This is a genomic window from Novosphingobium sp. PASSN1, from assembly GCF_002278815.1.
The window spans coordinates 307,642-331,296 of sequence record NZ_NKIS01000004.1 but is presented as its reverse complement, the minus strand read 5'-3'; the positions used below and the strand labels follow the sequence as shown (position 1 = coordinate 331,296).

The 23,655-nt window shown below is 63.0% G+C and carries 20 protein-coding genes and 1 pseudogene; 9 read left to right on the top strand and 12 right to left on the bottom strand.

The window, feature by feature from the left end:
- The first annotated feature begins 69 nt into the window (after positions 1-69).
- Positions 70-3,003: a TonB-dependent receptor gene (locus CFE35_RS09650; RefSeq protein ID WP_292930376.1), complete on the top strand. Its 2,934-nt coding sequence runs from the start codon at positions 70-72 to the stop codon at positions 3,001-3,003.
- Between the two features lie 116 nt (positions 3,004-3,119).
- Here CFE35_RS09650 and CFE35_RS09645 read toward each other — a convergent pair whose 3' ends face one another.
- The 6 genes from CFE35_RS09645 to CFE35_RS09620 all read right to left on the bottom strand — a co-directional run bounded on the left by CFE35_RS09645 (position 3,120) and on the right by CFE35_RS09620 (position 9,555).
- The gene (locus CFE35_RS09645) at positions 3,120-3,863 is read right to left on the bottom strand and encodes a glucose 1-dehydrogenase (RefSeq protein WP_292930375.1); all 744 of its coding nucleotides are present in this window, start codon (positions 3,861-3,863) and stop codon (positions 3,120-3,122) included.
- Positions 3,864-3,887: 24 nt separating this feature from the next.
- Entirely contained in the window at positions 3,888-4,814 is a 927-nt protein-coding gene (locus CFE35_RS09640) for an alpha/beta fold hydrolase (protein WP_292930374.1), read from the bottom strand.
- Positions 4,815-5,003: 189 nt separating this feature from the next.
- The gene (locus CFE35_RS09635; RefSeq protein WP_292930373.1) at positions 5,004-6,407 is read right to left on the bottom strand and encodes an NAD-dependent succinate-semialdehyde dehydrogenase; all 1,404 of its coding nucleotides are present in this window, start codon (positions 6,405-6,407) and stop codon (positions 5,004-5,006) included.
- Positions 6,408-6,511: 104 nt separating this feature from the next.
- Positions 6,512-7,558, bottom strand: a complete 1,047-nt coding sequence (locus CFE35_RS09630; RefSeq protein WP_292930424.1) for a CaiB/BaiF CoA-transferase family protein — start codon at positions 7,556-7,558, stop codon at positions 6,512-6,514.
- A gap of 1 nt (position 7,559) precedes the next feature.
- The gene (locus CFE35_RS09625; RefSeq protein WP_292930372.1) at positions 7,560-8,339 is read right to left on the bottom strand and encodes an SDR family NAD(P)-dependent oxidoreductase; all 780 of its coding nucleotides are present in this window, start codon (positions 8,337-8,339) and stop codon (positions 7,560-7,562) included.
- 73 nt (positions 8,340-8,412) lie between these two features.
- A complete protein-coding gene (locus tag CFE35_RS09620) occupies positions 8,413-9,555 on the bottom strand; it encodes an acyl-CoA dehydrogenase family protein (protein WP_292930371.1) in 1,143 nt (380 codons plus the stop codon).
- 234 nt (positions 9,556-9,789) lie between these two features.
- Between CFE35_RS09620 and CFE35_RS09615 the strand changes: the two genes are divergently transcribed.
- On the top strand, positions 9,790-10,482 hold the full coding sequence (locus CFE35_RS09615; protein WP_292930370.1) for a TetR family transcriptional regulator: 693 nt from the start codon (positions 9,790-9,792) through the stop codon (positions 10,480-10,482).
- A 125-nt stretch (positions 10,483-10,607) separates the two neighbouring features.
- On the opposite strand, the pseudogene CFE35_RS09610 reads toward CFE35_RS09615, so the two are convergent.
- The 6 genes and pseudogenes from CFE35_RS09610 to CFE35_RS09585 all read right to left on the bottom strand — a co-directional run.
- A pseudogene (locus CFE35_RS09610) lies at positions 10,608-11,387 on the bottom strand (helix-turn-helix domain-containing protein); the annotation flags it as partial.
- A gap of 108 nt (positions 11,388-11,495) precedes the next feature.
- Positions 11,496-12,290: an enoyl-CoA hydratase-related protein gene (locus CFE35_RS09605; RefSeq protein WP_292930369.1), complete on the bottom strand. Its 795-nt coding sequence runs from the start codon at positions 12,288-12,290 to the stop codon at positions 11,496-11,498.
- A gap of 12 nt (positions 12,291-12,302) precedes the next feature.
- Complete coding sequence (locus CFE35_RS09600) at positions 12,303-13,487, bottom strand: acetyl-CoA C-acyltransferase (protein ID WP_292930368.1); 1,185 nt, start codon at positions 13,485-13,487, stop codon at positions 12,303-12,305.
- 29 nt (positions 13,488-13,516) lie between these two features.
- Positions 13,517-15,067 carry a class I adenylate-forming enzyme family protein gene (locus tag CFE35_RS09595; RefSeq protein ID WP_292930367.1) on the bottom strand — a complete coding sequence of 517 codons (1,551 nt, stop codon included), beginning with the start codon at positions 15,065-15,067 and terminating at the stop codon, positions 13,517-13,519.
- Positions 15,068-15,108: 41 nt separating this feature from the next.
- Positions 15,109-15,825, bottom strand: a complete 717-nt coding sequence (locus CFE35_RS09590; protein WP_292930366.1) for a carbon monoxide dehydrogenase subunit G — start codon at positions 15,823-15,825, stop codon at positions 15,109-15,111.
- Positions 15,826-15,837: 12 nt separating this feature from the next.
- Positions 15,838-16,971, bottom strand: coding sequence for a zinc-dependent alcohol dehydrogenase family protein (locus CFE35_RS09585; protein WP_292930365.1), 1,134 nt, complete (start codon positions 16,969-16,971; stop codon positions 15,838-15,840).
- 165 nt (positions 16,972-17,136) lie between these two features.
- Between CFE35_RS09585 and CFE35_RS09580 the strand changes: the two genes are divergently transcribed.
- Genes CFE35_RS09580 through CFE35_RS09550 form a run of 7 tightly spaced genes read left to right on the top strand, consistent with a single transcriptional unit; the run spans position 17,137 to position 23,621 of the window.
- Entirely contained in the window at positions 17,137-17,589 is a 453-nt protein-coding gene (locus CFE35_RS09580; protein WP_292930364.1) for a thioesterase family protein, read from the top strand.
- Entirely contained in the window at positions 17,586-18,374 is a 789-nt protein-coding gene (locus CFE35_RS09575; RefSeq protein WP_292930363.1) for an enoyl-CoA hydratase-related protein, read from the top strand. Before CFE35_RS09580 ends, CFE35_RS09575 begins: the two co-directional genes overlap by 4 nt.
- Before the next feature lies 1 nt (position 18,375).
- Positions 18,376-19,239, top strand: a complete 864-nt coding sequence (locus CFE35_RS09570; protein ID WP_292930362.1) for a xanthine dehydrogenase family protein subunit M — start codon at positions 18,376-18,378, stop codon at positions 19,237-19,239.
- Positions 19,236-19,718: a (2Fe-2S)-binding protein gene (locus CFE35_RS09565; protein ID WP_292930361.1), complete on the top strand. Its 483-nt coding sequence runs from the start codon at positions 19,236-19,238 to the stop codon at positions 19,716-19,718. The genes CFE35_RS09570 and CFE35_RS09565 overlap by 4 nt, the downstream gene beginning before the upstream one ends.
- On the top strand, positions 19,715-20,476 hold the full coding sequence (locus tag CFE35_RS09560) for an N-acyl homoserine lactonase family protein (protein WP_292930360.1): 762 nt from the start codon (positions 19,715-19,717) through the stop codon (positions 20,474-20,476). The genes CFE35_RS09565 and CFE35_RS09560 overlap by 4 nt, the downstream gene beginning before the upstream one ends.
- Positions 20,473-22,866, top strand: coding sequence for a xanthine dehydrogenase family protein molybdopterin-binding subunit (locus CFE35_RS09555; protein ID WP_292930359.1), 2,394 nt, complete (start codon positions 20,473-20,475; stop codon positions 22,864-22,866). Before CFE35_RS09560 ends, CFE35_RS09555 begins: the two co-directional genes overlap by 4 nt.
- Positions 22,863-23,621: an SDR family oxidoreductase gene (locus tag CFE35_RS09550; RefSeq protein WP_292930358.1), complete on the top strand. Its 759-nt coding sequence runs from the start codon at positions 22,863-22,865 to the stop codon at positions 23,619-23,621. The genes CFE35_RS09555 and CFE35_RS09550 overlap by 4 nt, the downstream gene beginning before the upstream one ends.
- Positions 23,622-23,655: the final 34 nt, after the last annotated feature.

Below are 23,655 nucleotides of genomic sequence, written 5' to 3'. Positions count from 1 at the left end.
AGAGAGGATTGACTGATGAGGGGCAAGATTTCCCTGCTTGTTGGCGTGTGCGCATTTGCATTTCCAGTAATGGCTTCGGCGCAGAGTGCAGTTGACGACAATACCGGGACGGCAGAGATCATTGTTACGGCGCAGCGCCGTTCTGAAACCCTCCAGTCTGTTCCAATCGCGATCAGCGCCTTCAATGCGGCGGCAATCGACAAGCAGCAAATCCGCAATACCAGCGATTTGCAGCTGAGCCTGCCCAACATCACCTTCACCAAGACCAACTTCACCTCATCCAGCTTCACCATCCGCGGCATTGGCGATCTTTGCACTGGCAGCTCGTGTGATCAGGCGACGGGCATTCACATCAATGATGCGCCGCTGCTTGGCAGCCGGATTTTTGAAGGTGAATTCTTCGATATGGCGCAGATCGAAGTTCTGCGCGGCCCGCAGGGCACCCTGTTTGGGCGCAATGCGACCTCGGGCGTGGTCAACCTCAAGACGGCACGTCCGGATCTCAGCGGCGGTATCCACGCTGCTGGCGAGGCCGAGTATGGCAATTACAACGGCGTGCGGATCAAGGGGATGCTCAATGTGCCCCTCACTGAAACTCTGGGTGTCCGCGTTGCCGGTTTCTACCTCAACCGCGATGGCTACACCAAGAACCTGTTCGATAACTCGCGGATCGATGGCCGCAACATGTACGGTCTGCGCGGTTCGCTGCGCTGGGAGCCATCAAGCGATACGACGGTCAATTTCATGGCCCAGTATTTCGACGAGGATGACAATCGCCTTCGCTCACAAAAGCAGGTGTGCAACACCGATGTTAGTGGGGTCGCGGGCTGCCTTGCCGACAAGCTTGGCACCGGCTTTCAGAACGGAAACGCCACTGTTTTCCAAATCCTGAGCTCCAAAGAGTTTTACAACATCGCAGGCCTTCCGGCCGCACTGCAGGGCCTGGCGCTCGGGAGCATATATGGCCGCGATCCGTTCGCTGCGGCCAAGAACCCAACCGATCCGCGGGTGGTGAATACTGACTACAACCCAACCTATCGGACCAATGAGCTGATCATTCAGGGCAGCGTCGAGCAGCAGCTTGGCAGCGGCCTTCAGTTCAAGCTCAGCGGCAACTACCAGAAGACCAATCTGGATTCGACGCAGTCATACAACCAGGCGATTCAGGATCGCAGCGTGATGCAGCCCGCGCTCAACACCCTGGCCGCACTGGCTGCCGGTGCTGGCGGCACGACACTGCAGAACTATCTCGGCCCGATCGCAAATGCCCTGATGCCCGACGGTCCCAATGGCAAGCTTTGCACTTCGCTGCCGGAGAACACCGGAACCGGCGTGTTCAGCGGCCACAGCGTCTGCGGTAACACCCCAATCAGTCTTGATCGGTCGAACCAGCATTCAAGCAACTGGAGCGTGGAAGGCATTCTCTCTTCGAAGTGGGATGGGCCATTCAACTTCCTGCTGGGCGGGATCTACGATCACTATGTACTCAAGCCGCAGGACTATTTCGCCAATTCGTTCGCGCTGGACTATGCTTCAGGCGTGCTGGGCGGGATTTTTTCATCTGGTGCAGGGCTACCGATCAAGCCGGGCCAGTCCTACTTCCTTGCCTCACCGTATTATCGCAGCAACCAGGAACTTCGCCTGAGCTCGTATGGCATCTTCGGTGAAGCTTATTATGATGTGAGCGATGCTGTGAAGCTCACCATTGGCCTGCGCTACAACCACGACAAGAAGGACGCGCACGCCCGCACAACCTTGCTCAACGATACCAAGGGTTCGTTCCTGTTCACGCAAACGGGAGCCGGCTCGATCACCGAAGCGCTGGGCTATTCCAACGTCGATTTCGATCCCAATGCGCCTGGCAACCAGGAGTTTTCGGATATCTCGACCACGTTCCGCGCGCTCACCGGCCGCGCCGTGCTCGATTGGAAGATCGCGCCGGGTCACCTGCTCTATGCCTCGTACTCGCGCGGCTACAAATCGGGCGGCATCAATCCCCCGCTCTCGCCAATCTTCAGCGTTCCCAACTCGTTCAAGCCTGAGTTCGTCAATGCTTTCGAAATTGGGTCGAAGAACACATTTGCTGACGGCAAGCTGACCTTGAACCTCACCGCGTTCTACTACCAATACAAGGATCTGCAGCTCTCGCGCATTGTCGCGCGCACTTCGGTCAACGACAACGTCAGCGCCAACATTTACGGGCTTGAGGCAGAGGCAATCGTGCGCCCGATGCCCGAGCTGACGATGAATTTCACCGCGAGCTACCTGCACACCAAGGTTTCGGAGGACAAGTTCCTCGGCAACCCGCGTGATTTCGCTGGTGGCCGGACCGATGCCGTGCTGATCAAGGACGTCGGCAATGCGGCCAACTGCGCCGTTTCGGCCAACAACGGCACGCAGGCATCGGCAGTCGCGTTCGTCAATCAGGCCAACGCTCTGATCAACGCCGGCTCCATCCCCGGTATTCAGGCAGGCACGGGCCTCAAGGACGCAACCCAGTTCCCGGCAGGCAGCGGCATCAATGCCGCCGGTGCCTACAGCGTCTGCGACGTTCTGAAAGCCGTGGCACCAACTTTGGGGGCCGCTTTTGGTGGTATCACCTTCGGTACTCCGTCCACCGGCGCACCGGGCATCGATGTCAACATCAAGGGTAACAAGCTGCCCGGCGCACCCGAAGTGAAGCTCTCCGGCGGTGTGCAATATGTCGCAAAGCTCGGCAGCTCGACTCTTACCCCGCGTGTGGACGTGATCTACACCGGCAAGAGCCAGGGCACGATCTTCAATGGCGCGGTCAATGAACTGCCTTCCTACACGCAGGTCAACGCCCAGATGCAGTTCGATGGCCCGGGCGACAAGTGGTTCGTGCGCGCATGGGTGCAGAACCTGTTCGACGAAAACCCGATCACGGGGCTCTACGTGACCGACCAGTCCTCGGGCAATTTCACCAACATCTTCACGCTGGAACCGCGCCGCTATGGCCTGACCGCCGGCTTCAAGTTCTGATCGGAATACCTCGCGAAAACATCTTTCGCGTACGAATCTTCAGCGGACTTGCCGGGGTAGAAATACCCCGGCATTTTTTTGGATGGGTTCGCGGAGTCTAGCTCTGCAGTATGGCTTCAGCGGCCAAGGAATCGCCCAGCCGTATCCCCGCCATCGACAACGAATTCCCCGCCGGAGCAGTAGGATGACTCGTTGCTGGCAAGGAACACCGCCATTTGCGCGACTTCCTCTGGCAGGCCCATGCGTGGCAGAGCCAGTCCATCGACCGGGTAGTCCGAGCCGACCGCCATGCGCGTGTCAATAAGGCCCGGGTGGATCGAATTGACGCGAATGCCATCACGGCCGAGGTCGAAGGCCGCCACTTTGGTCAGTCCGCGCACGCCGAATTTCGATGCGGCGTAAGCGGCAATGCCCTCGGCAGCCTGAATCCCGGCGATTGATGAAACGTTGATGATCGCGCCTTTGCCAGCCTGGCGCAGCGCAGAGGTCGCAGCCTGAATGCCATTGAACGGGCCAGTGAGATTCACTGCTAGCACCCTGTCCCAAGTTCTTGGTTTGATAGCATCGATCGGGGTCAGCCTGTGTGCGATCCCGGCATTGTTGACCAGCACCGACAGGCTGCCGAACCGTTCCACCGCGAGCGCCACAGCCTGCTCCCATGCCGCAGGTTCGGTCACATCAAGCGGCACCGCAACCGCGTCCGGCCCTAGCTTCGCTGCCAGCGCCGTGAGTTCGTCTGCGGCAATATCGCCCAGAACGACCTTCGCCCCTTCGGCAACAAAGGCCGCAGCAATTGCCGCACCAATACCCTGAGCCGCGCCCGAAATGAGGGCGACTTTTCCGGCTAGTCTCTCAGACATGTTCAGTCCTTTTTGTTCTGTAGATCATACGCCAGCCAGCAGGCTCGCCAGCTTGTCGGGCATCGAGGCGAAGGGTGAATGGCTCGATTCCAGCGTAAGCACGTCGAACCGGTTCGACGGGGTCAACGCATCAGCCTCGCGGATCATGCGGTCCTGGAGCGCAAGCGGCAGCGCCTGATCCAGCGTGCAGCGCACATAGCTTCTTGGCACACGGCCCCAGCGGGCTGTAGTGCCCCGCGCATCCTCGGAAGAGGCTTTGGCCGGGGCATCGGCGTTGAGATAGGCTGCAAAGCGCAGGAACGTATCCATCGGCAGATCGTTGTAGAAAGCCTTTCGGCAGATTTCGAGATAAGCCCCGTCGGTGGAGCGGGCATCGAGCCGATATGCGCCAATCTTGGCCGGATCACCGATCATGGCAGGGCCGATAAGGCTGGAGCCGTTCTCAGGCAGCATCGCGTAGGCATCGCCGCTTGGCCGCTGCGCCGGGCAGAACGCGGTGAGGTAGACCAGCCGCGAAACCAGATCGGGCCGCCGCTCCGCCGTACGGGTGATCGTCAGGCCGCCGAAGCTGTGGCCTACCAGGGTAACTTTGCCATGTTCGCGCGCCAGCCCTTCCAGAGCCCGGACGGCGGCATTGGTATAGTCGTCCAGCCCGATATCGCGCAGCGCCGAAGACTCGGTCTGCAAGGCGGCGGGGTCGTTCGCTAGGTATGCCTGCGGGTAGGCGGCCTTGAGCCCGCTGCCGGGCAAGTCGATTGCGGCCGCCACATGGCCCATCGCGGTCAGGCGCTCGACGATTAGGCCCCAGTGGATCGAGCAATGCCACGCACCGTGCACGAATAGAAATGTCTTCGACCGCGTGTTGGGGGCAGGTGCTTTTGCAGTGGCAGTAGCTCCCAGCGCACCGATCATGGCGGCACTGGCTGATCCCAGAATCTCGCGGCGTTTCATGGAGGCACTCCTTTCGGCGTCAGGCGGCGACATCAACCAACCCATCTTCCCAGCGATAGGTGATCGGCACATCCTTCGGCCCGCAGACGAAGTTCGAGTTTGACCACCTGCGCAGGAAAGGCCGCAGCAGACCTTTTCGGCGTCGAGGCCACAAAACATGCAATGCCGTGAAGCACCGCGAAGGCCACCTTAGTGTGAAGCCCAGATGAGCTTGGCGTTGGTAAATTCGCGAATGCCGAAATGCGACAGTTCGCGGCCATAGCCGCTTTGTTTGATTCCGCCGATGGGCACACGCGGGTCTGAAACGGCGACCTTGTTGATGAACAAGCCTCCCGTCTCAATTCGTTCGGCGAGCACCTGCGCGCGCGCTACGTCACTGGACCAAAGCGACCCGCTCAGCCCGAAATTTGACGTATTTGCGAGCCGTATGGCGGCGTATTCATCGGCAGCTATCACCAGCGCCGCGACCGGACCAAAGGTCTCCTCGGTGAAGACCGGCATGTCACAGGTGACATGACCGAGCACGGTAGGCGGATAGAAGGCTCCAGGCCCTGCGGGCGTAGTACCACCCAAGAGGAGCTTTGCACCGAGTGCCACACTGCGCTCGACCTGTGCTGTGAGTTCATCGCGCTGCCGGGCGCGGGCAAGGGGACCCAGGTCGACGTCCGGATCAAGCGGATCGCCCACCCGCAGTTTGCTTGCTGCATCAAGAAAGCGTGCGGTGAACGCCTCGGCTATCGGTGCTTCTAAGATGATCCGCTTTCCCGCGATGCAAACCTGCCCGGAATTCTGGAAGCGTGCCTCAATGGCAGCCGGTACGGCCAGATCGAGATCGGCGTCTGCCAATACGATGAAGGGGTCAGACCCGCCCAGCTCCAGCACCGATTTTTTGAGGTTCCTCCCGGCTTCTGCCGCAATGGCCGAGCCGGCGGCAACGCCTGCCGTGACGGATACGCCCACGAGACGCGGATCGCTGATCAGCTTGGGCAATTGGCTGCGGTCGAGATTGAGGTTTGCAAAGAGGCCCTTTGGAGCATCGGTTTGCGCAAATGCCACTTCCAGTGCGAGGGCTGAGCCTTGCACGTTGTCGGCATGCTTGAGGAGGAAGCCATTTCCAGCAACCAGGACTGGAACCGCTGCGCGCAGAACCTGCCAGAGTGGGAAATTCCAAGGCATGACCCCCAGCACCAGCCCTAGCGGCTCATAGCGGACCCGGGCATCGCCATCGCCGCCGAGATCGACCAGTTCGTCCGCCAGCAAACGCTCAGCGTTCGCGGCATACCATTCGCACAGCGCAGCGCATTTCAGCACTTCGCCCTTGGCGCGTGCCAGCGGCTTGCCCATTTCCAACGTTATGGACTCAGCCAGAGCCTCGCAATCGCGCTTCAGTATAGCGCCCAATTGCGCCAACACGGTTACGCGTTGGGCAATCGGCGTCTGGCGCCAGATGGCGAACGCCTTGGCTGCCGCGGCAAGGCGCGCCTCGATCTCCCCATCAGTATGCCACGGGTACCGCGCGATCTCCTGCCCCGTCGCGGGGTTGATCGAACGCGAGGAGGCAATCGGCTCTGCTAGGTGTGGCAACTGCGACATTTCAGAATGTTACCTCGTAAACGTTCGGCTCTGGTCGTGATCCTCGGCGTTCCAGGTCCGGTGTCGGCGGTTGGTGCAAGGGTGAGCCGGCATGAAAGACATCACTAGAGCGCTGATGGCCGCTGCGGTGCTGCAGCAGGCGTGCGAGATAGGCGCGGCGCGGGCGAGGGCTGGCGCACCCCTTCGATCTCGCTGAACGTGCCGCGCGCGACATTGTGTGGGTGCGCGTAAGCCTCATCAAGCGAGAGCACTGGCGCGAAGCAGGCGTCGGCGCCTTCGAACACCAGAGTCCATTCGTCGCGCGTCCGTGTGCGGAACACCTCTGCCAGTTTCTCTTTCAACCGGGGCCAGCGGGCCTGGTCCATTTGCGCGGCGAAATCCGGGTCGTCCGCCAGTCCGAGCAAGCCTAGCGCGGTCTTGTAGAATTGCGGCTCGATCGGACCAAAGCTGACATGGAGTCCGTCGGACGTCTCATAGGTTTCGTAAAAGTGCGCCCCTGTGTCGAGCATGTTGACACCGCGCTCATCCTTCCAGCCCCAGGTTGCCCGCGCGCCCCAGATCAGTGCCATCAGCGCGGCCGAACCATCGGTCATTGCGCAATCGATCACCTGGCCTTCGCCTGTGCGCGACGCATGGAGCAGTGCGGTGACGATGCCAAACGCCAGCATCATCCCGCCGCCGCCATAGTCGCCAACCAGATTGAGCGGGGCAACCGGGCGCTCACCCGCTCGTCCAAAGCTGCCAAGCGCGCCGGAAATCGCAATGTAGTTGATGTCGTGACCTGCGGTCGGGGCGAGGGGGCCGAACTGGCCCCAGCCAGTCATCCGCCCGTATACCAACCTTGGATTGACCGCGAGCAGGTCATCGGGGCCGAGCCCGGCGCGCTCCATCACACCTGGGCGATAGCCTTCGATCACTGCGTCGCACGTCGCGGCGAGTTCAAGCGCCTGCGCGCGGCCTTCGGGCGTTTTGATGTCGATCTCGACCAGCTTGCGCGATCGAAACACCGGATCACGCGGATCGGGCGCACCGCCGGGGCGATAGGCGACTATCACTTCGGCACCGTGATCGGCCAGCATCATCCCGCAGAATGGTCCGGGTCCGAGCGAGGCGAATTCAAGCACACGATATCCGGCAAGCGCACCCGCCATGTCAGCGCGCACCCATGCGAACGGCGCCGTCGAGACGGATGTCTTCACCGTTCAGGTAGCTGCTGCGGATCATGCCGAGGACGAAATCGGCATATTCTGCCGGATCGCCGAAACGGCTGGGATGAGGAATCTGTGCGGCGAGCGCCTCGCGCACGTTGTCGGGCGCACCCTTCATCATTGCCGTATCGAACACCCCTGGCAGGATCGCGTTGACGCGAATTCCCTCAGCCGCAAGGTCACGCGCCACCGGCAGGGTCAGGCTGACGACGCCGCCCTTCGACGCAGAATAGGCCGCCTGGCCCATCTGTCCGTCTTCAGCAGCGATGCTGGCCGTGTTGATGATCACGCCGCGCTCGCCATTGGCTAGTCGATCAATCGCGATCATCCCCGCAGCCGATTTGGCGATACAGCGGAAGGTGCCGACCAGATTGATGCGGATCACGCGCTCGAATGTGTCGAGCGGGAAATGCACGATATCGCCGGTCTTGCGGTCGCGTCCGGCGGTCTTGGCTGCGGCCAGCGTCCCGGCACAATTGACCAGAATGCGCTCCTGCCCATGGGCCGCGCGGGCAAGGGCAAAGCCCGCCACCACGCTGTCATCGCTGGTCACGTCGACAGCGGCAAACGCGCCGCCGATTTCCGCCGCGATGGCCGTGCCTGCCGCTTCGTTGAGATCGAAAATGGTGACTTTCGCGCCTGCAGCCGAAAGTGCGCGGGCAGTCGCCTCGCCAAGGCCGCTGGCACCGCCGGTCACAACGGCGGCAATCCCAGAAATATCCATGGTCTTTTCTCTTCCTTGATCTGGTGCCCCGCGCGCTGGCTCAGCCGCCGGGGCCGTTCAGGCCCCGTGCGGATCAGATCGAGCGGGCGATCACTTCCTTCATGATCTCGCTGGTGCCCCCATAGATCCGCGAGACGCGAGCATCGCGCCACAGGCGAGCGATCGGATACTCGTTCATGTAGCCTGCGCCGCCGTGCAGTTGCAGCGAGCGATCGCAGATCTCGCCCTGCAGTTCGCTGTGCCAAAGTTTGGCGGCAGAGGCTTCGACCGCAGTGAGGTTTCCCGCGACAAGGCGCGCGATGGCCCAATCAAGGTGAACCCAGCCGACCTGAAGTTTGGCCGCCATGTCGGCGAGCTCGAAGCGCGTGTTCTGGAAATCGAACACGGTCGTGCCGAACGCCTTGCGGTCCTTGGTGAACTTGACCGCCTCGTCAAATGCACGCTGCGCGCCAGCCTGCGCCAGCACCGCGATGGAGAGCCGCTCCTGCGGCAGCGAGTTCATGAGGCAGGCAAAACCGCGCCCTTCTTGGCCGAGCAGGTTGCTGACGGGCACACGCACATCGTTGAAGAACAGCTCTGCGGTGTCACCCGAGCGCTGGCCAACCTTGTCGAGCTTGCGCCCGACCTTGTAGCCCTCGCGGTTGGTCTCGACGAGAATCAGGCTGATGCCCTTGCCCCCGGCGGTGGGATCCGTCTTGGCGACGAGAATGACGAGGTCAGCCTGAACACCGTTGGTGATATAGGTCTTCGAGCCGTTGATGACGTACTCGTCGCCCTCGCGGATCGCGGTGGTCCGGATCGCCTGCAAGTCTGACCCGGTACCTGGCTCGGTCATCGCGATGGCGACGATCACATCGCCTGTCACCATGCCCGGCAGCCACCGGGCTTTCTGCTCTTCGGTCCCGAAGTGGACGAAGTAGTCGGTGCAGACATCGTTTTGCAGAACAACACCGGCCGACGAGCCGGCGTAGCTGATTTCTTCGGTGATCACCGTGTTGAACAGAAAGTTGAGGCCAAGGCCGCCATAGGCTTCGGGCACGGACGGGCTGACAATGCCGGCTTCGCCGCAGGCTTTCCAGAACGCGCGGTCGCACACACCTTCTTCCTCGAAGCGGTCGAGGTTGGGGACAAGGGCAGTGTCGAAAAACTTGCGGACGCTGTCGCGGAAGATGTGGTGATCTTCGCTGAAAATGGCACGGTTTGCGGTCTTGAGCATCGCCAGACTCCGAAGCTGAGGTATGCGCGGGCCACGGCGGCCGCTGCGAGGATAACGCCCGTTACGCTTGATTGAATGAGCAGTCAAATTCATTCAGATTGACGCGATTGCCCCGTTTGACAGGCTGTGCTGGGGTTGACACCCTCGCCCCGATTGTGAGCATAGATCCGTTTCCCGCTGGTGTTTTTGTGCTGGTTCAAGATTCCAGGCGGCAGGTTGAGGCAAGGAATGGCAATGGCAGGACGTGCGGGCAGTTCCAAAAAGCCCAAGGAGTCCGCTCCGACGAGCCGCACCGGGACGGACGAAGTCACTAAGAAAGCCTTGCTTGATGCAACGGCTGAACTGCTGAGTGAGCGTTCAAATCTCGAGTTTTCGCAGGCTGAAGTTGGTGCGCGGTCGGGAATGAGTGCGGCGCTTGTGCAGTACCATTTTGGCAGCAAACATGGCTTGCTCGCCGCCCTGCTGGAATATAGCTCGACGCATTATGTGACGCAAATCAATGGCCTTGCCGACATGACAATGTCGGCGACGGATAAGCTGCGCCTGCATGTGCGCGGCATCGTCACGACCTATACCAAGACACCTTATCTTGACCGCCTGCTGCATCACCTGATTGAGGCTTCGCCCGAGGAAGAGGCGCGGCGCATTTCGGATTTTTATGTCGGCCGAGTGATCGAATTCTATCGCCGCCTGATCGATCAGGGTGTGGCAGAGGGTGTGTTTCGCCGGATTGACCCGGTCCATCTCTATTTCATTCTGGTCGGCACTGGTGATCACCTCGTCGCGCGGCGCCGCCTGCTTGAGCCGATTGTAGGATCGGCCGGGTTCGATTCAAATTTCGCGCGCTCGTTCGGCGATGAATTGTTCAACATCGTGTTCTGCGGCGTCCGGGCCGAGGCTGCAACATCGGGCGATGCCACCGCATAATTGAGATCATAGCGGACATCGTGCGCCACGATGTCCTCGCGGCAACAACTGCAAACGATCTGCGGCACAAAGTCCTGTCCGCAGGTCTGGTGCGTGAGGATCATGGGGGCGGGGTGGCTCAGCCAGCGATCGCCCCAATGCAGCATCTGGATCATCGGCAAATAGAGATCGCGGCCAATGGTGGTCAGCCGATATTCGAAGCGCTCGGGTAGATCCTGATACTTGGAGCGCCGGATAATTCCTGCCTTGGTCAGGCGGTTGAGCCGCGTCGCAAGGATCGCGCTGGCGACGCCAAGCTGCGCGCCAAACTGATCAAACCGGCGCGAGCCCAGAAACAATTCGCGCAGGATCAGGAAGGTCCAGCGGTCGGCTATGATTTCCAGTGTGCGCGAAACCGAAGACGGGCGGCTGCGCTCGAAGGCGCCCGGCTCGCCGCGCCGGCGGCGCTGCGCCTGAACCGGGGCCGGGCTGGTTCCGGCCCCTGGGCCGTCACGATATGTGACCTCGGTCGCTTCGATATTGGCACGGCAGGCCGAACAGGCGGTCTCGGGCTGGAATACGTGGCCACAAGTGCGGTGGGTGAGGCGCAGCGGCACTGGTGCGCCGCCATGCAGGTGACGGTCACCGAAGCGAAGCAGACTGAGCATGACGAGATAGAGCTCGCGTCCCCGTTCAGTCAGGCGATATTCGTGGCGGTTGCTGCGCTCCGGATCGGGCACTTTGGCGATCACGCCATGTTCGGCGAGCGCGCCAAGGCGGCTGCTCAGCGTGCTGCGTGGCACACCAAGCACGCGTTGGATCTGATCGAACCGGCGTGCGCCAAGATAGAATTCGCGCAGGACCAGAAACGTCCAGGTGTCCGAGACGATCGTCAGCGTTCGCTCGACCGAACAGTTTCTGATCATGCGCGCATTGACCGTCATCTCACGCACCGAACCCATCCTTTGCGCCGCCCCCTGCAAGTAGCGGCGCAAGAGGATGCTGCCCAGAGGCGATCTGCGGCAACGACTCACTCAGTCGGTAAAGAGAGGCGCGCGGCGTGCGGCAAAGGCATCGAGTCCTTCCAGCGCATCGGGCGCAGTCGCTAGGCGTCCGATTGTCATGAGTTCCATCTCGAGCTGACGCTCAAGAGAGACGCCCGCACTGTCTTCGATCAGCTTGCGAATTCCCGCAATCGCCTTTCGCGGCAGGCGTGCAATCGCTTCCACCCGCGCCAACGCAGCGGTATCAAAGTCTGTTTCGTCGAGCAGGTTCGAGATGAGGCCCAGCTGCAGGGCCTCGTCCGCGCCAATTGGCCGGTTTTCGATCAGCATTTGCATGGCCTTCTTCGACCCGACGATCCGGGGCAAGGACCAGCTCATGCCGCCGTCGGTTGAAAGACCGATCCCGGGATAAGCCGGTACGAACTTGGCCTTCGGCGAGGCCAGGACGAGATCGCAGGCCAACGCTAGGCTCATGCCGCCGCCCGCAGCTGTGCCATTGACCGCTGCAATCAGGGGCGCATCGATGGCGCGCAGCGCGCGGACCGCCTCGTGAAAGCCGTTCACCAGTGATTGAAAGAACGCACCATAGGCGTCCTTGTCGAGTTCGGCCTTCTTGGTCAGCATCGAGCCAACATCGCCGCCGCCGCTGAACATTTTACCTTCCGCGCGAAGCAGCACGGCGCGCGCACGACCTTCGCCTGCAACCTCTTGCGCGACGCCGCGCAGCGCTTCGGCAAATTCGATACTGATCGCATTGGCGGCATCGGGGCGGTTTAGCGAGATGATGGCAACGGTATCGTGCCAGTCGAGTTTGACCAGATTCATCGGTGTTCCTTCTCAGACAAGTTCGACAGCAATGGCCGTGGCTTCGCCGCCGCCGATGCAGAGGGAGGCAACCCCGCGCTTGAGGCCGCGTGTTGCGAGCGCGTTCAGCAGCGTGGCAATGATCCGCGCGCCCGATGCGCCGATCGGATGACCAAGCGCGCACGCACCGCCATTGACGTTGAGCTTGTCCGCCGGAATTGCCAGTTCCCTGGCCGCAATCATCGCGACCACGGCGAAAGCCTCGTTCACTTCAAACAAGTCGACATCGGCAACGCTCCAACCAGCCCGGTCCAGGACCTTGCGCATCGCGGGGACGGGGGCTGAAGCAAACTTGTTGGGGGCCTGCGCGTGCGATGCGGTCGCAACGATGCGGGCAATTGGCGTGAGGCCATCACGGTCCACAATGCTCTGCCGTGTGAGCACGAGTGCAGCCGCACCGTCTGAAATCGAGGACGAATTGGCCGGAGTTACCGTGCCATCCTTGACGAAGGCAGGCTTGAGCTGCGGGATCTTTTCAGGCCGCGCCTTGCCCGGTTGCTCATCGGTGTCGATCACCAGATCGCCGCCGCGCGTGGAAACGGTGACGGGCGTGATTTCGCGAACAAACCAGCCTTCGGCGATGGCCGTCTTGGCCCGGCTCAGCGAGCGCAGCGCGTAGTCGTCCTGTTCCTCGCGCGTGAATTGGTAGTCGCGCACGGCTTCCTCGGCGAACACGCCCATAGCCTTGCCCGGCTCATAGGCATCCTCAAGGCCGTCGAGCATCATCGTGTCCACGATGGTGTCGTGGCCGATCCGCGCGCCGGAGCGGTGCTTGGCAAGAGCATAAGGGGCATTGGTCATGCTCTCCATGCCGCCTGCCACCACCATGTCGACGGTGCCGGCCGCCAGCGCCTCGTAGCCCATGATTGCCGCCTGCATGCCCGACCCGCACATCTTGTTGACCGTGGTCGCCTCGACCGACAGCGGCAGGCCGGCACCCAATGTCGCCTGACGTGCCGGAGCCTGGCCGAGCGCTGTGGGCAGGACACAGCCCATGTAGACGCGGTCGATGGTGTCGGGATTTACGCCTGACCGCTCTACAGCCGCGCGGACGGCCTCGGCGCCGAGATCCGTCGCCTTCACCCCGGCGAAGTCGCCCTGGAAACCGCCCATCGGGGTGCGTGAATAACCAACAATGACAACGGGATCATGCGACATAGTGAAGCCCTTTCGAGAACGATCCGCGGTCAGTCCGCGACCATCTCCTTGAGTTTGAAACGGATGACTTTGCCCGAACCGGTGCGCGGCACTTCGGCGATGACATGGACGGAGGCTGGAACCTTGTAGCTCGAGAGATGCTTGCGGCAGTGCGCGAGCACTTCTGCCGGATCGAAATCGGGCCCACGCGGCACAACGAAGAGGCCGGGCACTTCACCCAGCTGACTGTCGGGTAGGGCGGCCACGGCGCAATCGGCCACGCTTTCGAGCCCCAGCACGACTTCCTCGATCTCGGCAGGCGCAATGTTCTGCCCGCCGCGGATGATCAGTTCCTTGATCCTCCCCGTGATCGTGATGAAGCCATTGGCATCGGCGCGGGCAAGGTCGCCCGTATGATACCAGCCATTGCGGACAGCGCGCGCGGTCTCCTCAGGGTTCTTGAGATAGCCAAGCATGACATTGGGGCCGCGCACGATCAGTTCGCCCTCGCTACCCGGCGCACAATCGGCAAGGCTGGCGGGATCGACGATCCGCACAGCAAGGCCGGGCAAGGGGAGACCGCAGGAGCCCATGACTCGCGCGCCTTGCGGATTCATCGTCACCATGGTCGAGGTCTCGGTAATGCCATAGCCATCGAGCAGCGGCACGCCGAAGGCGCGCTCGAACGCGGTGTTGAGCGTGGCGGGCATGATCGCCCCCGCTGACACGCAGGCGCGCAGGCCATTCAGCGCGGTCGATCCCTTAGCCAGCGCGGCTTCCATCAGATAGTGGAAGATCGTCGGCACCGCCGGCATCACAGTGAACTCACCCGTTTCCAGCAACCGCAGCGCCTCGGTGGTCGAATATTTCTCCATGAGATGGATCGTCGCGCCGGTCGCGAGGATCGAGATCACTGAGAGATTGAGCGCATAGGAATGATACAGAGGAAGTGGAGAGAGCACGACGTCGCTCTCGCTCAGCCCAAGCACCGGGGCCCAGCACGAGGCGGTTACCCAAAGCATGCCCCGGCACGAAAGCTGCACGCCCTTGGGCTTGCCGGTGGTGCCTGAAGTATAGACGAGGAAGGCGGGAACATCGATGTCGTCAAGGTCGCGCGCAGGAGTGGTCGGGGCGCGGTCGGCCAGCACGTCGAGCGCGTGCTGGTGGATTTCGAGCGCGCTGGTGTGGTCGGCATCGACGATCACGACGGCGCGCAGATCGGGCAGCTCACCGGCGAGTTCGGCTAGCACCGGGGCGAGGGCGGTGTTGGTGAACACCACCCGGCACCCGGCGTGGGTAAGGCGGTAGAGCACTTCCGAGGGGGTGGCTTCCGCGCTCACCGGTACGGCCACACCGCCCGCGCGCACCGTGGCGATGGTTGCCTCGATCCAGTCGACCGAATTGGGCAGCAGCACTGCCGCATGGTCGCCCGGTTCCAGCCCTAGCGCCGCGATATGCCCGGCCAGATTGGCCGTGCGCCGATAGAGGTCGGCATATGTAACCGCGCGGGTGTTGTCGCGGTAGGCATGTTTGTTGCCGCGCTCACGGGCATGGCGTTCAAGCAACGCGGCGAATGGGGTGATCAGCTCGGCGTGAAACATGGCGGGCCTCTCCTGGGCTATGGTGCCGTTGGCGGCTATGTTCAGGAACGGATGACGACGGTGGGGCGGCGGCCGAGGCAGAACCCGGCAATGCCCGCCAGCGCGAGGTCAAACAGTGTGTGCAGATCGGCTGGTGCGCCGGGGACCGCACCGACAAAACGCAGCGCGATGTAGCCGATGACCAGCCCGGCCAGCAGATAGGCGAGCTGGCTGCCCCAGTTGGAAGCCGGTGCTGCCATGGGAACGCCAGCAGGCGCATAAGCTGCAACCGGCGCTGCGATCGCGGCAGCAGCAGGGGGCAGAGGCGCTGCCCCCGTGGGGCTAGCAATTTCCTCGGCAAATTTGCGGAAAAACGCTGCCGACATCGATTTGGCCGTGGCATCGATCATGCGCCCGCCAAGCTGTGCCAGTTTGCCGCCGATTTGCGCGCTGACGACATAAGTCAGCAGCGTGCCCTCGCCATCATCGACCAGCTTGACCAGCGCACCGCCGCGCGCGTGGCCGGCCACGCCGCCCTGGCCTTCACCGACAATACGGTAGCCGTTAGGCGGATCGAGCTCGGAGAGCGTCACCGCGCCTTGAAAGCGCGCCGAAATTGGTCCGACCTTGATCACCGCAACCATGCTCATTTCCGTGTCGGAATGCATGGTCAGTTCCTGGCAACCCGGGATGCAGCGGCGCAGCACGTCAGCATCATTGAGCGCCCGCCACACCGCTTCGCGTGGAGCTGGAATGCGCTGTTCGCCGGTCATGTCCATTACGGTCTCTCCTCAGGCGCCGAAAGTGACGACAAGGCGGACGACGCTGCCTTCGTGCAGCCGGTCAAAGCCCTCGTTGATCTCGGACAATGGGATCGTGCCCGTCATGAGCCGGTCGACCGGCAGACGGCCAAGCTGGTAAAGTTCGACGTAGCGGGGAATGTCGCGCACCGGCACGCACGTGCCGATGTAGCTGCCCTTGAGCGCGCGCTCCTCGGCGACGAGCTGGACAACATTGACGCCAAGTGCGGCCTCAGGCGGGGGTAGACCTGCGGTAATCGTGGTGCCACCGCGTCGGGTCATCTTCCACGCCCTTTCAAGCGCAGGCAGTACCCCGGCGAACTCGAAAGCGAAGTCAGCCCCGCCGCGCGTCAGCGCGCGGACTTGGTCGACTGCGTCGGCATCTCCGGCGTTGACCGTTGCGGTCGCACCCAGTTCTCGCGCCAGCGCCATTTTGTCTTCGGAGAGATCTACCGCGATGATCTGCGCCGCACCGCTCGCGACCGCGCCGAGTACCGCGGCAAGGCCGACGCCGCCCAGACCAATAACGACGACGCTCTGCCCTGCGCTAACCTGAGCCGTGTTGACCACTGCGCCCATGCCAGTCAGCACCGCGCAGCCGAACAGCGCCGCGATTTCGAGGGGGATCGACGGATCGACCTTGACCAGCGAATGGCGCGAGACAACGGCATGATCGGCAAAAGCCGACACGCCGAGATGGTGGTGAACGGCTGAGTGATCCTCGCGTTCCAGGAGCATCGCGCCCGAGAGCAGGCTGCCACGCCCGTTGGCCGCTGCACCCGGCTCGCACAGCGCTGGCCGCCCCTCAGCGCAAGGCAGGCAGTGACCGCAGCTTGGCATGAACACCATGATCACGTGATCGCCTGGCACAAGATCGCGCACTCCCGCGCCGGTCTTGACCACCACGCCGGCGGCTTCATGGCCCAGCGCCATCGGCATCGGGCGGGGGCGGCTGCCGTTGATCACCGAAAGATCGGAATGGCACAGGCCTGCCGCTGCGATCCGTACGAGCACTTCGTCATGCCCGGGCTCGCCCAGTTCCAGCGTCTCGATGCGCAGCGGCTGCGAAACGGCATAGGGTTTCGGGGCACCCATTTCGCGCAACACGGCGGCGTTGATCTTCATGCGGCGACACCTCTTCCCAGGTTGCTCGGTCCGGCGGCGGCTTGAGTCCAGCCGGAGTCAATTCGGTTGACGCGTGCTAGCATAGTCCATTAATGAAAGTCACTAGCGTTGTGCGATTGTTTGAATGCGCAATCAAACTTGATCTGAACGATTCAGGAGATGGACGTGAGCGAGCCGAAGGCAGGGCGGGGCAAGCGCGCGGACTATGTCCGTTTCACGCCTGTCGCGACGCGCTGGATGGACAACGACGTCTACGGCCATCTCAACAATGTGGTCTATTACAGCCTGTTCGATACGGCAGTGAACGCCACGCTGATCGGGGAAGGGCTGCTTGATCCCGCAGCCGGATCGATGATCGCGCTCGTGGTCGAAACCGGGTGCCGCTATCACGCCTCTGTAGGGTTTCCGCAGCCAGTCGAAGTGGGCTTGCGCGTCGCCAAGCTCGGCACATCGAGCATCCGCTATGAGCTCGGGGTGTTCGCTGAAAGCGAAGAGCTCGCTGCAGCGGAGGGGTTCTTCGTCCATGTTTGCGTCGATGCCGAAACCCGGCGTCCGGTGCCTCTGCCGCCCGCCAAGCGCGCTTTCCTTGAAACCCTGCAAACCACGGTGACGGCATGACGCTTCCCGAAGTTCCCGGTGTCACTGTCACCCGCGAAGGCACCATCGCCACCGTTACGCTCGATCGGCCGGGGCAATACAATTCGATCAGCTTCATGATGTGGCAGGGCCTGCGCGACCTGTTCACCGCGCTTGGCACCGATCCTGACTTGCGCGGCGTGGTGCTGACAGGCGCGAACGGCTGCTTCTCCTCAGGCGCGGATATCGGCGATTTCGAGCAGACCCGCGCAACGCCCGAGCAGGGCATCACCTATGAAGTCGCAGTTGATGAAGCCTGCAATGCGATCGCAGGTCTCGGCTGCCCGGTCATCGCGGCGATCGAGGGCTATTGCTACGGCGGGGCCTGCAATCTGGCGATGGCGAGCGATTTCCGCTTCGTCGCGGGCAATGCCAAGTTCTCGATTCCCGCCGCCAAGCTCTCGATTGTCTACAGCCCGCGCGGGATGGCACGGCTCGTCGCGCTCGTCGGGGTGAGCGAGGCCAAGCGCATTTTCTACACCGCGCAGCCCTTCACCGCAGAGCGCGCGCTGGAAACGGGCTTTGCCGATAGCCTCGAGGTAGATCCCGTCGCGGCAGCCCGCACGTGGCTTGAAGGCATCGCGCATCTCGCGCCGCTTTCGATTGCCGGTTCCAAGGCCATTATCAACATGATCGCCATGCCCGAGCAGGCCTACGATCCGGCTGTGGCGCATGAGGTAACCTGGCGCGCGCTCACCAGCCATGACTATGCCGAAGGCCGTGCGGCCTTTGCCGCCAAACGCCCGCCGCAGTTCAAGGGCGCCTGACGTGAAGCCGGCGCCGTTCGACTATGTCCGGGCCGAAAGCGTGGAGCACGCCGTGGCGACGCTCGCGGCGGCGGGCAGCGACGGCAAGATCATTGCGGGCGGGCAAAGCCTGATGCCGATGATCAACTTTCGGCTGGTTCGCCCCGCCGTGTTGGTCGATATCAACCGTATTTCCGGGCTCGACCGCATTGAGGACCGGGGCAAGCACTTGCGCCTCGGCGCGCTCGTGCGCCACCGGATGACTGCCAGTGATGCTGTCATAGCGCGCGATGTCCCCGTGCTCCATGCCGCGATGGAGAATGTCGCGCACCTCACCGTGCGCAATCGCGGAACTTTCTGCGGCAGCGTCTGCCATGCCGACCCGGCCGCCGAAATGCCCATGCTGACTTTGCTGCTGGACGGCGTTGTGCGCATCGCAGGCCCCAATGGGGAGCGCGAGATTGCAGCAGCCGACTTCCTTACCGGTTCGCTCACCAACGCGCTTGATCCCGCTGAAATGGTCACCGCGATCGATATTGCCAAGCCTGCGCCGGGCACCGGCTGGGGCTTTGCCGAGTTCGCCCGCCGGCACGGTGATTATGCGCTGGCAGCCGTCTCGGTGCTGATCGAACGCGCGGACGGTGCGGCGCGCAATGTGCGGGTTGCTGTGATGGGCGTTGGCGAGATCGCCAGCCGGATCGCCCCTGCCGAAGCCGCGCTCGAAGGCCGCGAGCCGACCGCCGCTGTCATCGCCGAAGCCGTCGTTGCGCTGCGCTCTGCCATCGAGCCGATGTCCGATCTCAGCGCCTCGGCGGATTATCGCCGCCACCTTGCGGGCGCATTGGTGGCCAAGGTGATCGCTCAGGCATGGGAGCGCGCGGCATGACCGATCCTGTCAGCATCACCGTCAACGTCAACGGCACGGCGCACACCCGCAGTGTCGAGCCGCGCCTGCTCCTCAGCGATTTCCTGCGGCACGAATTGGGGCTCACCGGCACCCATGTCGGCTGCGAACACGGGGTTTGCGGTGCCTGCACCGTGCTGCTCGACGGACGCAGCGCGCGCTCGTGTCTCACGCTCGCGGTCATGGCTGATGGGCAGGATATCGAGACGGTCGAGGCGCAGGGCACCCAGGAGGATCTGGGGCGCATCCAGCGCGCGTTTCGCGATCATCACGCGCTGCAGTGTGGCTTCTGCACCCCAGGCTTTCTCATGACCATCGCCGACATGCTGCGCCACCATCCGCTCGAAAACGACGAGCAGATCCGCGAGGCGCTCTCCGGCAATCTGTGCCGCTGCACCGGATATCAGAACATTGTGGCCGCCGTGCGCGAGCTGGCGAGCGAGAGAGGACCGATCGAATGAAGATGCATTTCCTGTCAGGCGGACGGCTCAGGATGCGGCGCGGAATCTATTACCCCGGCGCCGCGCGCGAAGAGACCTTCGAGCTGCCGGTGATTTCCACGCTGCTGCGCCACCCCAAGGGCAATGTGCTGTTCGATACCGGCTGCAGCCCTGCCGCCGCCGTCGATGCCGAAGCGCGCTGGGGCGGGGTCGCCCGCGCCATGGTGCCGATCTTCCAGCAGGAAGACACCGTGGTCGATCAGCTCAGCCTCGCCGGGCTCGGCGCGGACGATATCGACGTGGTGATCTGTTCGCACCTTCACCCCGATCATTGCGGCTGCAACGAGCATTTCCGTCGCGCCACGATCATCGCCCACGCAGCGGAAGTCGCCGCCGCGCAGGCGGAGGACGGGCTGAGCAAGGGCTATCTCCCCGCTGATTGGGACCAGCCGCAGGGCTTCCAGACCTTCGAAGGCCAGCACGACGTCTTCGGCGACGGACGCATCGTGCTGCTGCCGGTGCCTGGGCATACCGTAGGCATGACCGCAGCCTTGGTTGCACTCGACGAAAGCGGCGACTTCCTGCTCGCCTCCGATGCCATCGCGGTCGAGGCCAACCTGACTGAAGGCTACGCGCCCAAGAACAGCTGGGATCTCGACAAGGCGGTCGAGGCAATCGACACCTTGCGCAAGATTGGCGAGGGCGGGGCAACGATCATTTTCGGCCACGATGACGCGCAGTGGCAGGCCTTGCGCAAGGGGGCCGCGTTCTACGCATGACGCAGGCGGATATCTCCGTCGAACTGCGGCCCAAACTGGTCGGCAGCCGCGTCAAGCGGACCGAGGACCCGCGCCTGCTGACGGGTACGGGGCAATATGTCGATGATATCAAGCTCGCAGACATGGTCCATGTCGCCATCCTGCGCTCGGATCAGCCGCACGCGCTGATCCGTGAGATCCGGGTGGGCGACACATCGTCCGTCCCCGGCCTCATCGGCATTTACGACTGGACCGATCTCGAAGGAGAAGTCCGCCCAGCTATCCCGACCTCGCGGATGAAGGGCTACTACGCGACGCCCTATTGGCCACTGGCGCGCGGCAAAGTGCGCTATGTCGGCGAGCCGGTTGTCGCGGTGGTGGCGGACAGCCGCTATGCTGCGGAAGACGCGCTCGGGCTGATCGAGATCGACTACGAACCGCTGCCTTTCGCCATCCGGCAGGTGGACGCTGTGCGCGACGATGCGCCGCTGCTGCACGAGGAAGCAGGCACCAACGTCATCGTTGAACGCACCTTCATGCGCGGCGATATCGAGGATGCGATTGCCAGCGCGCCGGTTGTGGTGCGCGGCCAGTTCCGTATGACGCGCAAGACGGCGACGTCGATGGAATGCCGCAGCTATCTGGCGGAATATGACACGCGGCGGCGCGCGCTGACCTTGTGGACTTCGTCTAACATCCCCGGGATCATCCGCGATGCGCTCTCCGATGCGCTCGATCTGCCGGGCAGCCGGATGCGCGTGGTCGCGCCCGATGTGGGCGGCAGCTTCGGCGGCAAGGGCTCGCTGTATCACGAGGAGATGCTGGTCTGCCTTCTCGCGCGCAAGCTGGAGCGGCCAGTCAAGTATGTGGCGGACCGGTTGGAGGAATTGTCCAGTTCCAGCCAGGCCTTCGACCAGCTGATCGACGGCGAACTCGCGGTTGCGCGTGACGGCACCTTCCTCGGTCTTCGCTGCGATGTGATCGGCGATATCGGCGCATATTCGATCTATCCCTGGACCGGCGGCATCGAGCCGGTGCAGGTCATCAGCTTCATGCCCGGTCCCTACAAGATCGAGCACTACCATGGCCGCGTCCGCGCGGTGCTCACACCCAAGCCGCCGACCGGGCCTTATCGCGGGGTGGGGCGGCCTTCCTCCACGTTCGCGATGGAGCGGCTGATCGACATGGCCGCTCGCGAACTGGGCATGGACCCCGCCGACCTCAGGCGGCACAATCTCGTCTCGGACGGCGAATTTCCCTATCGCACCGCACCGGGGATCATCTGGGACCAGTCTGCCTTCCAGCAGTGCCTGGCCGGCGCGCGCGAAGCGATTGGCTATGATGGCTTGCGGGTGTGGCAGGAACAGGCGCGCGCCGAAGGGCGCTGGGTCGGCATCGGCATTTCGAGCTACGCCGAGCTGACCGGCATCGGCTCGCGCATTGCCGTCGCGCCGGGCATGCCGATCAACACCGGCACCGAAACGGCGATCATCCGCATCGATTCCACCGGGGCGGTCGAAGCCTCGTTCGGCATTGCCTCGCACGGGCAGGGGCTCGAAACCACGCTGGCGCAAGTCATCGCAGATGAGCTCGGCTGCGCGATGGATGATGTCGTCGTGCTGCAGGGCGACAGTTCGCTCGTGCCGATGTCGAGCGGGACATATGCCAGCCGCTCGGCTGTGATTGCTGGCGGCGCGGCGACGCAGGCCTCGCGCGCGCTCAAGGGCAAAGTGCTGCGCATGGCGGCGCATGTCATGGCCGAACCAGTCGAGGATCTCGAAGCGGAGCGCGGCTGGATCCGCTCGCGCACCTCGAACGCGGGCATGACGTTCAAGGACGTGGCACGCGCGGTCTATCTGCAAATGGGCACGATCCCGCGCGATATCCGCGAAGACCTCACCGTGACCGAGACTTACGACCCGTTCCTCGGCACGGCTTGCTCCTCGACGCATATCTGCGTTGCTGAGGTAGACCGCGAGACCTTTGGCGTGCGGCTGCTCAAATATGTGGTGGCCGAGGACTGCGGCCGGATCATCAATCCGATGATCGTCGACGGGCAGGTCCACGGCGCAGTGGCGCAAGGCATCGGTGCCGCGCTGCTCGAAGAGATTGTCTACGACGATGAGGGCCAGCTCGTCACGGCCAGCCTTGCCGACTACCTCCTACCGCTCGCCAGCGACGTGCTCGACATGCAGATCGTCCATATCGAGGCCGAACTGCCCAACAATGTCGGCGGTTTTCGCGGCATGGGTGAGGGCGGCACGATCGGCGCGCCCGCTGCCATCGCCAATGCCATTTCCGATGCGCTCGCCTCGCTGGGGCTGGGCATTCAAACCCTGCCGGCAACGCCCGAACGGCTGTTCCAGTTGATCCGGCCCCATCTGAACAATCCCAAGGAGAACACGAAATGAGCACTTCGCTAAGCGGCAAGGTCGCGCTGGTAACCGGCGCCGGGCGCGATGTGGGCCGCGCGATTGCGCTGACCCTGGCCGCTGAAGGTGCGGCGGTTGCGGTGAATTATTCGAAAAGCGCCGATGCAGCCGAAAAGGTCGTTGCAGAGATCGTTGCGGCCGGAGGCAAGGCTAAGGCCTGGGGCGCGGACATCGGCAATTTCGAAAGCACCAAGGCCATGGTCGACGATATCGTCGCGGTTTTCGGCAGCATCGACATCGTGGTCAACAATGCCGGCGTGGCGCAGCGCGCGCGCTTCCTCGAAACCACCACCGAGCAGTGGCAGGCCCACATCGATGTGGGCCTGATGGGCACGGTCAACACAAGCCGCGCCGCGCTGCCGCACATGGTCGATGCCGGCAAGGGCGGCCGGATCATCTCGCTCGGCGGCGATTCCAGCCGCGTGGGTGAGGCCAATCTCTCGATGGCTGCTGCTTCGCGTGCCGCGACGATCGCGCTGATCAAGTCGCTCGCCAAGGAGTTTGGCCGCAATGACATTACCTGCAACGCGGTAACCCTTGGCATGATCCAGTCGGCCCACTCGGATCCGCAATGGCTCGCAGATGTTCTGCCCAAGATGGTCAAGAACTATCCGCTCAAGCGCATCGGTCAGCCCGGCGATGTCGCCCCGATCATCGCCTTCCTTGCCAGCGAGGGCGCGAGCTGGATCACCGGTCAGACGATCAGCGTCAACGGCGGGTTCGCAATGGTGTGATTGCCTGCGGGGCGCTGGTGTGCCCCGCAACCCT

What these genes read in the sequence shown, in the direction of transcription:
- CFE35_RS09650 (WP_292930376.1), top strand. Translation starts at nt 70, where the DNA reads ATGGCTTCGGCGCAGAGTGCAGTTGACGACAATACCGGGACGGCAGAG.
- CFE35_RS09645 (WP_292930375.1), bottom strand. Translation starts at nt 3,863, where the DNA reads ATGTCTGAGAGACTAGCCGGAAAAGTCGCCCTCATTTCGGGCGCGGCT.
- CFE35_RS09640 (WP_292930374.1), bottom strand. Translation starts at nt 4,814, where the DNA reads ATGAAACGCCGCGAGATTCTGGGATCAGCCAGTGCCGCCATGATCGGT.
- CFE35_RS09635 (WP_292930373.1), bottom strand. Translation starts at nt 6,407, where the DNA reads ATGTCGCAGTTGCCACACCTAGCAGAGCCGATTGCCTCCTCGCGTTCG.
- CFE35_RS09630 (WP_292930424.1), bottom strand. Translation starts at nt 7,558, where the DNA reads ATGGCGGGTGCGCTTGCCGGATATCGTGTGCTTGAATTCGCCTCGCTC.
- CFE35_RS09625 (WP_292930372.1), bottom strand. Translation starts at nt 8,339, where the DNA reads ATGGATATTTCTGGGATTGCCGCCGTTGTGACCGGCGGTGCCAGCGGC.
- CFE35_RS09620 (WP_292930371.1), bottom strand. Translation starts at nt 9,555, where the DNA reads ATGCTCAAGACCGCAAACCGTGCCATTTTCAGCGAAGATCACCACATC.
- CFE35_RS09615 (WP_292930370.1), top strand. Translation starts at nt 9,790, where the DNA reads ATGGCAGGACGTGCGGGCAGTTCCAAAAAGCCCAAGGAGTCCGCTCCG.
- CFE35_RS09605 (WP_292930369.1), bottom strand. Translation starts at nt 12,290, where the DNA reads ATGAATCTGGTCAAACTCGACTGGCACGATACCGTTGCCATCATCTCG.
- CFE35_RS09600 (WP_292930368.1), bottom strand. Translation starts at nt 13,487, where the DNA reads ATGTCGCATGATCCCGTTGTCATTGTTGGTTATTCACGCACCCCGATG.
- CFE35_RS09595 (WP_292930367.1), bottom strand. Translation starts at nt 15,067, where the DNA reads ATGTTTCACGCCGAGCTGATCACCCCATTCGCCGCGTTGCTTGAACGC.
- CFE35_RS09590 (WP_292930366.1), bottom strand. Translation starts at nt 15,825, where the DNA reads ATGGACATGACCGGCGAACAGCGCATTCCAGCTCCACGCGAAGCGGTG.
- CFE35_RS09585 (WP_292930365.1), bottom strand. Translation starts at nt 16,971, where the DNA reads ATGAAGATCAACGCCGCCGTGTTGCGCGAAATGGGTGCCCCGAAACCC.
- CFE35_RS09575 (WP_292930363.1), top strand. Translation starts at nt 17,586, where the DNA reads ATGACGCTTCCCGAAGTTCCCGGTGTCACTGTCACCCGCGAAGGCACC.
- CFE35_RS09565 (WP_292930361.1), top strand. Translation starts at nt 19,236, where the DNA reads ATGACCGATCCTGTCAGCATCACCGTCAACGTCAACGGCACGGCGCAC.
- CFE35_RS09560 (WP_292930360.1), top strand. Translation starts at nt 19,715, where the DNA reads ATGAAGATGCATTTCCTGTCAGGCGGACGGCTCAGGATGCGGCGCGGA.
- CFE35_RS09555 (WP_292930359.1), top strand. Translation starts at nt 20,473, where the DNA reads ATGACGCAGGCGGATATCTCCGTCGAACTGCGGCCCAAACTGGTCGGC.
- CFE35_RS09550 (WP_292930358.1), top strand. Translation starts at nt 22,863, where the DNA reads ATGAGCACTTCGCTAAGCGGCAAGGTCGCGCTGGTAACCGGCGCCGGG.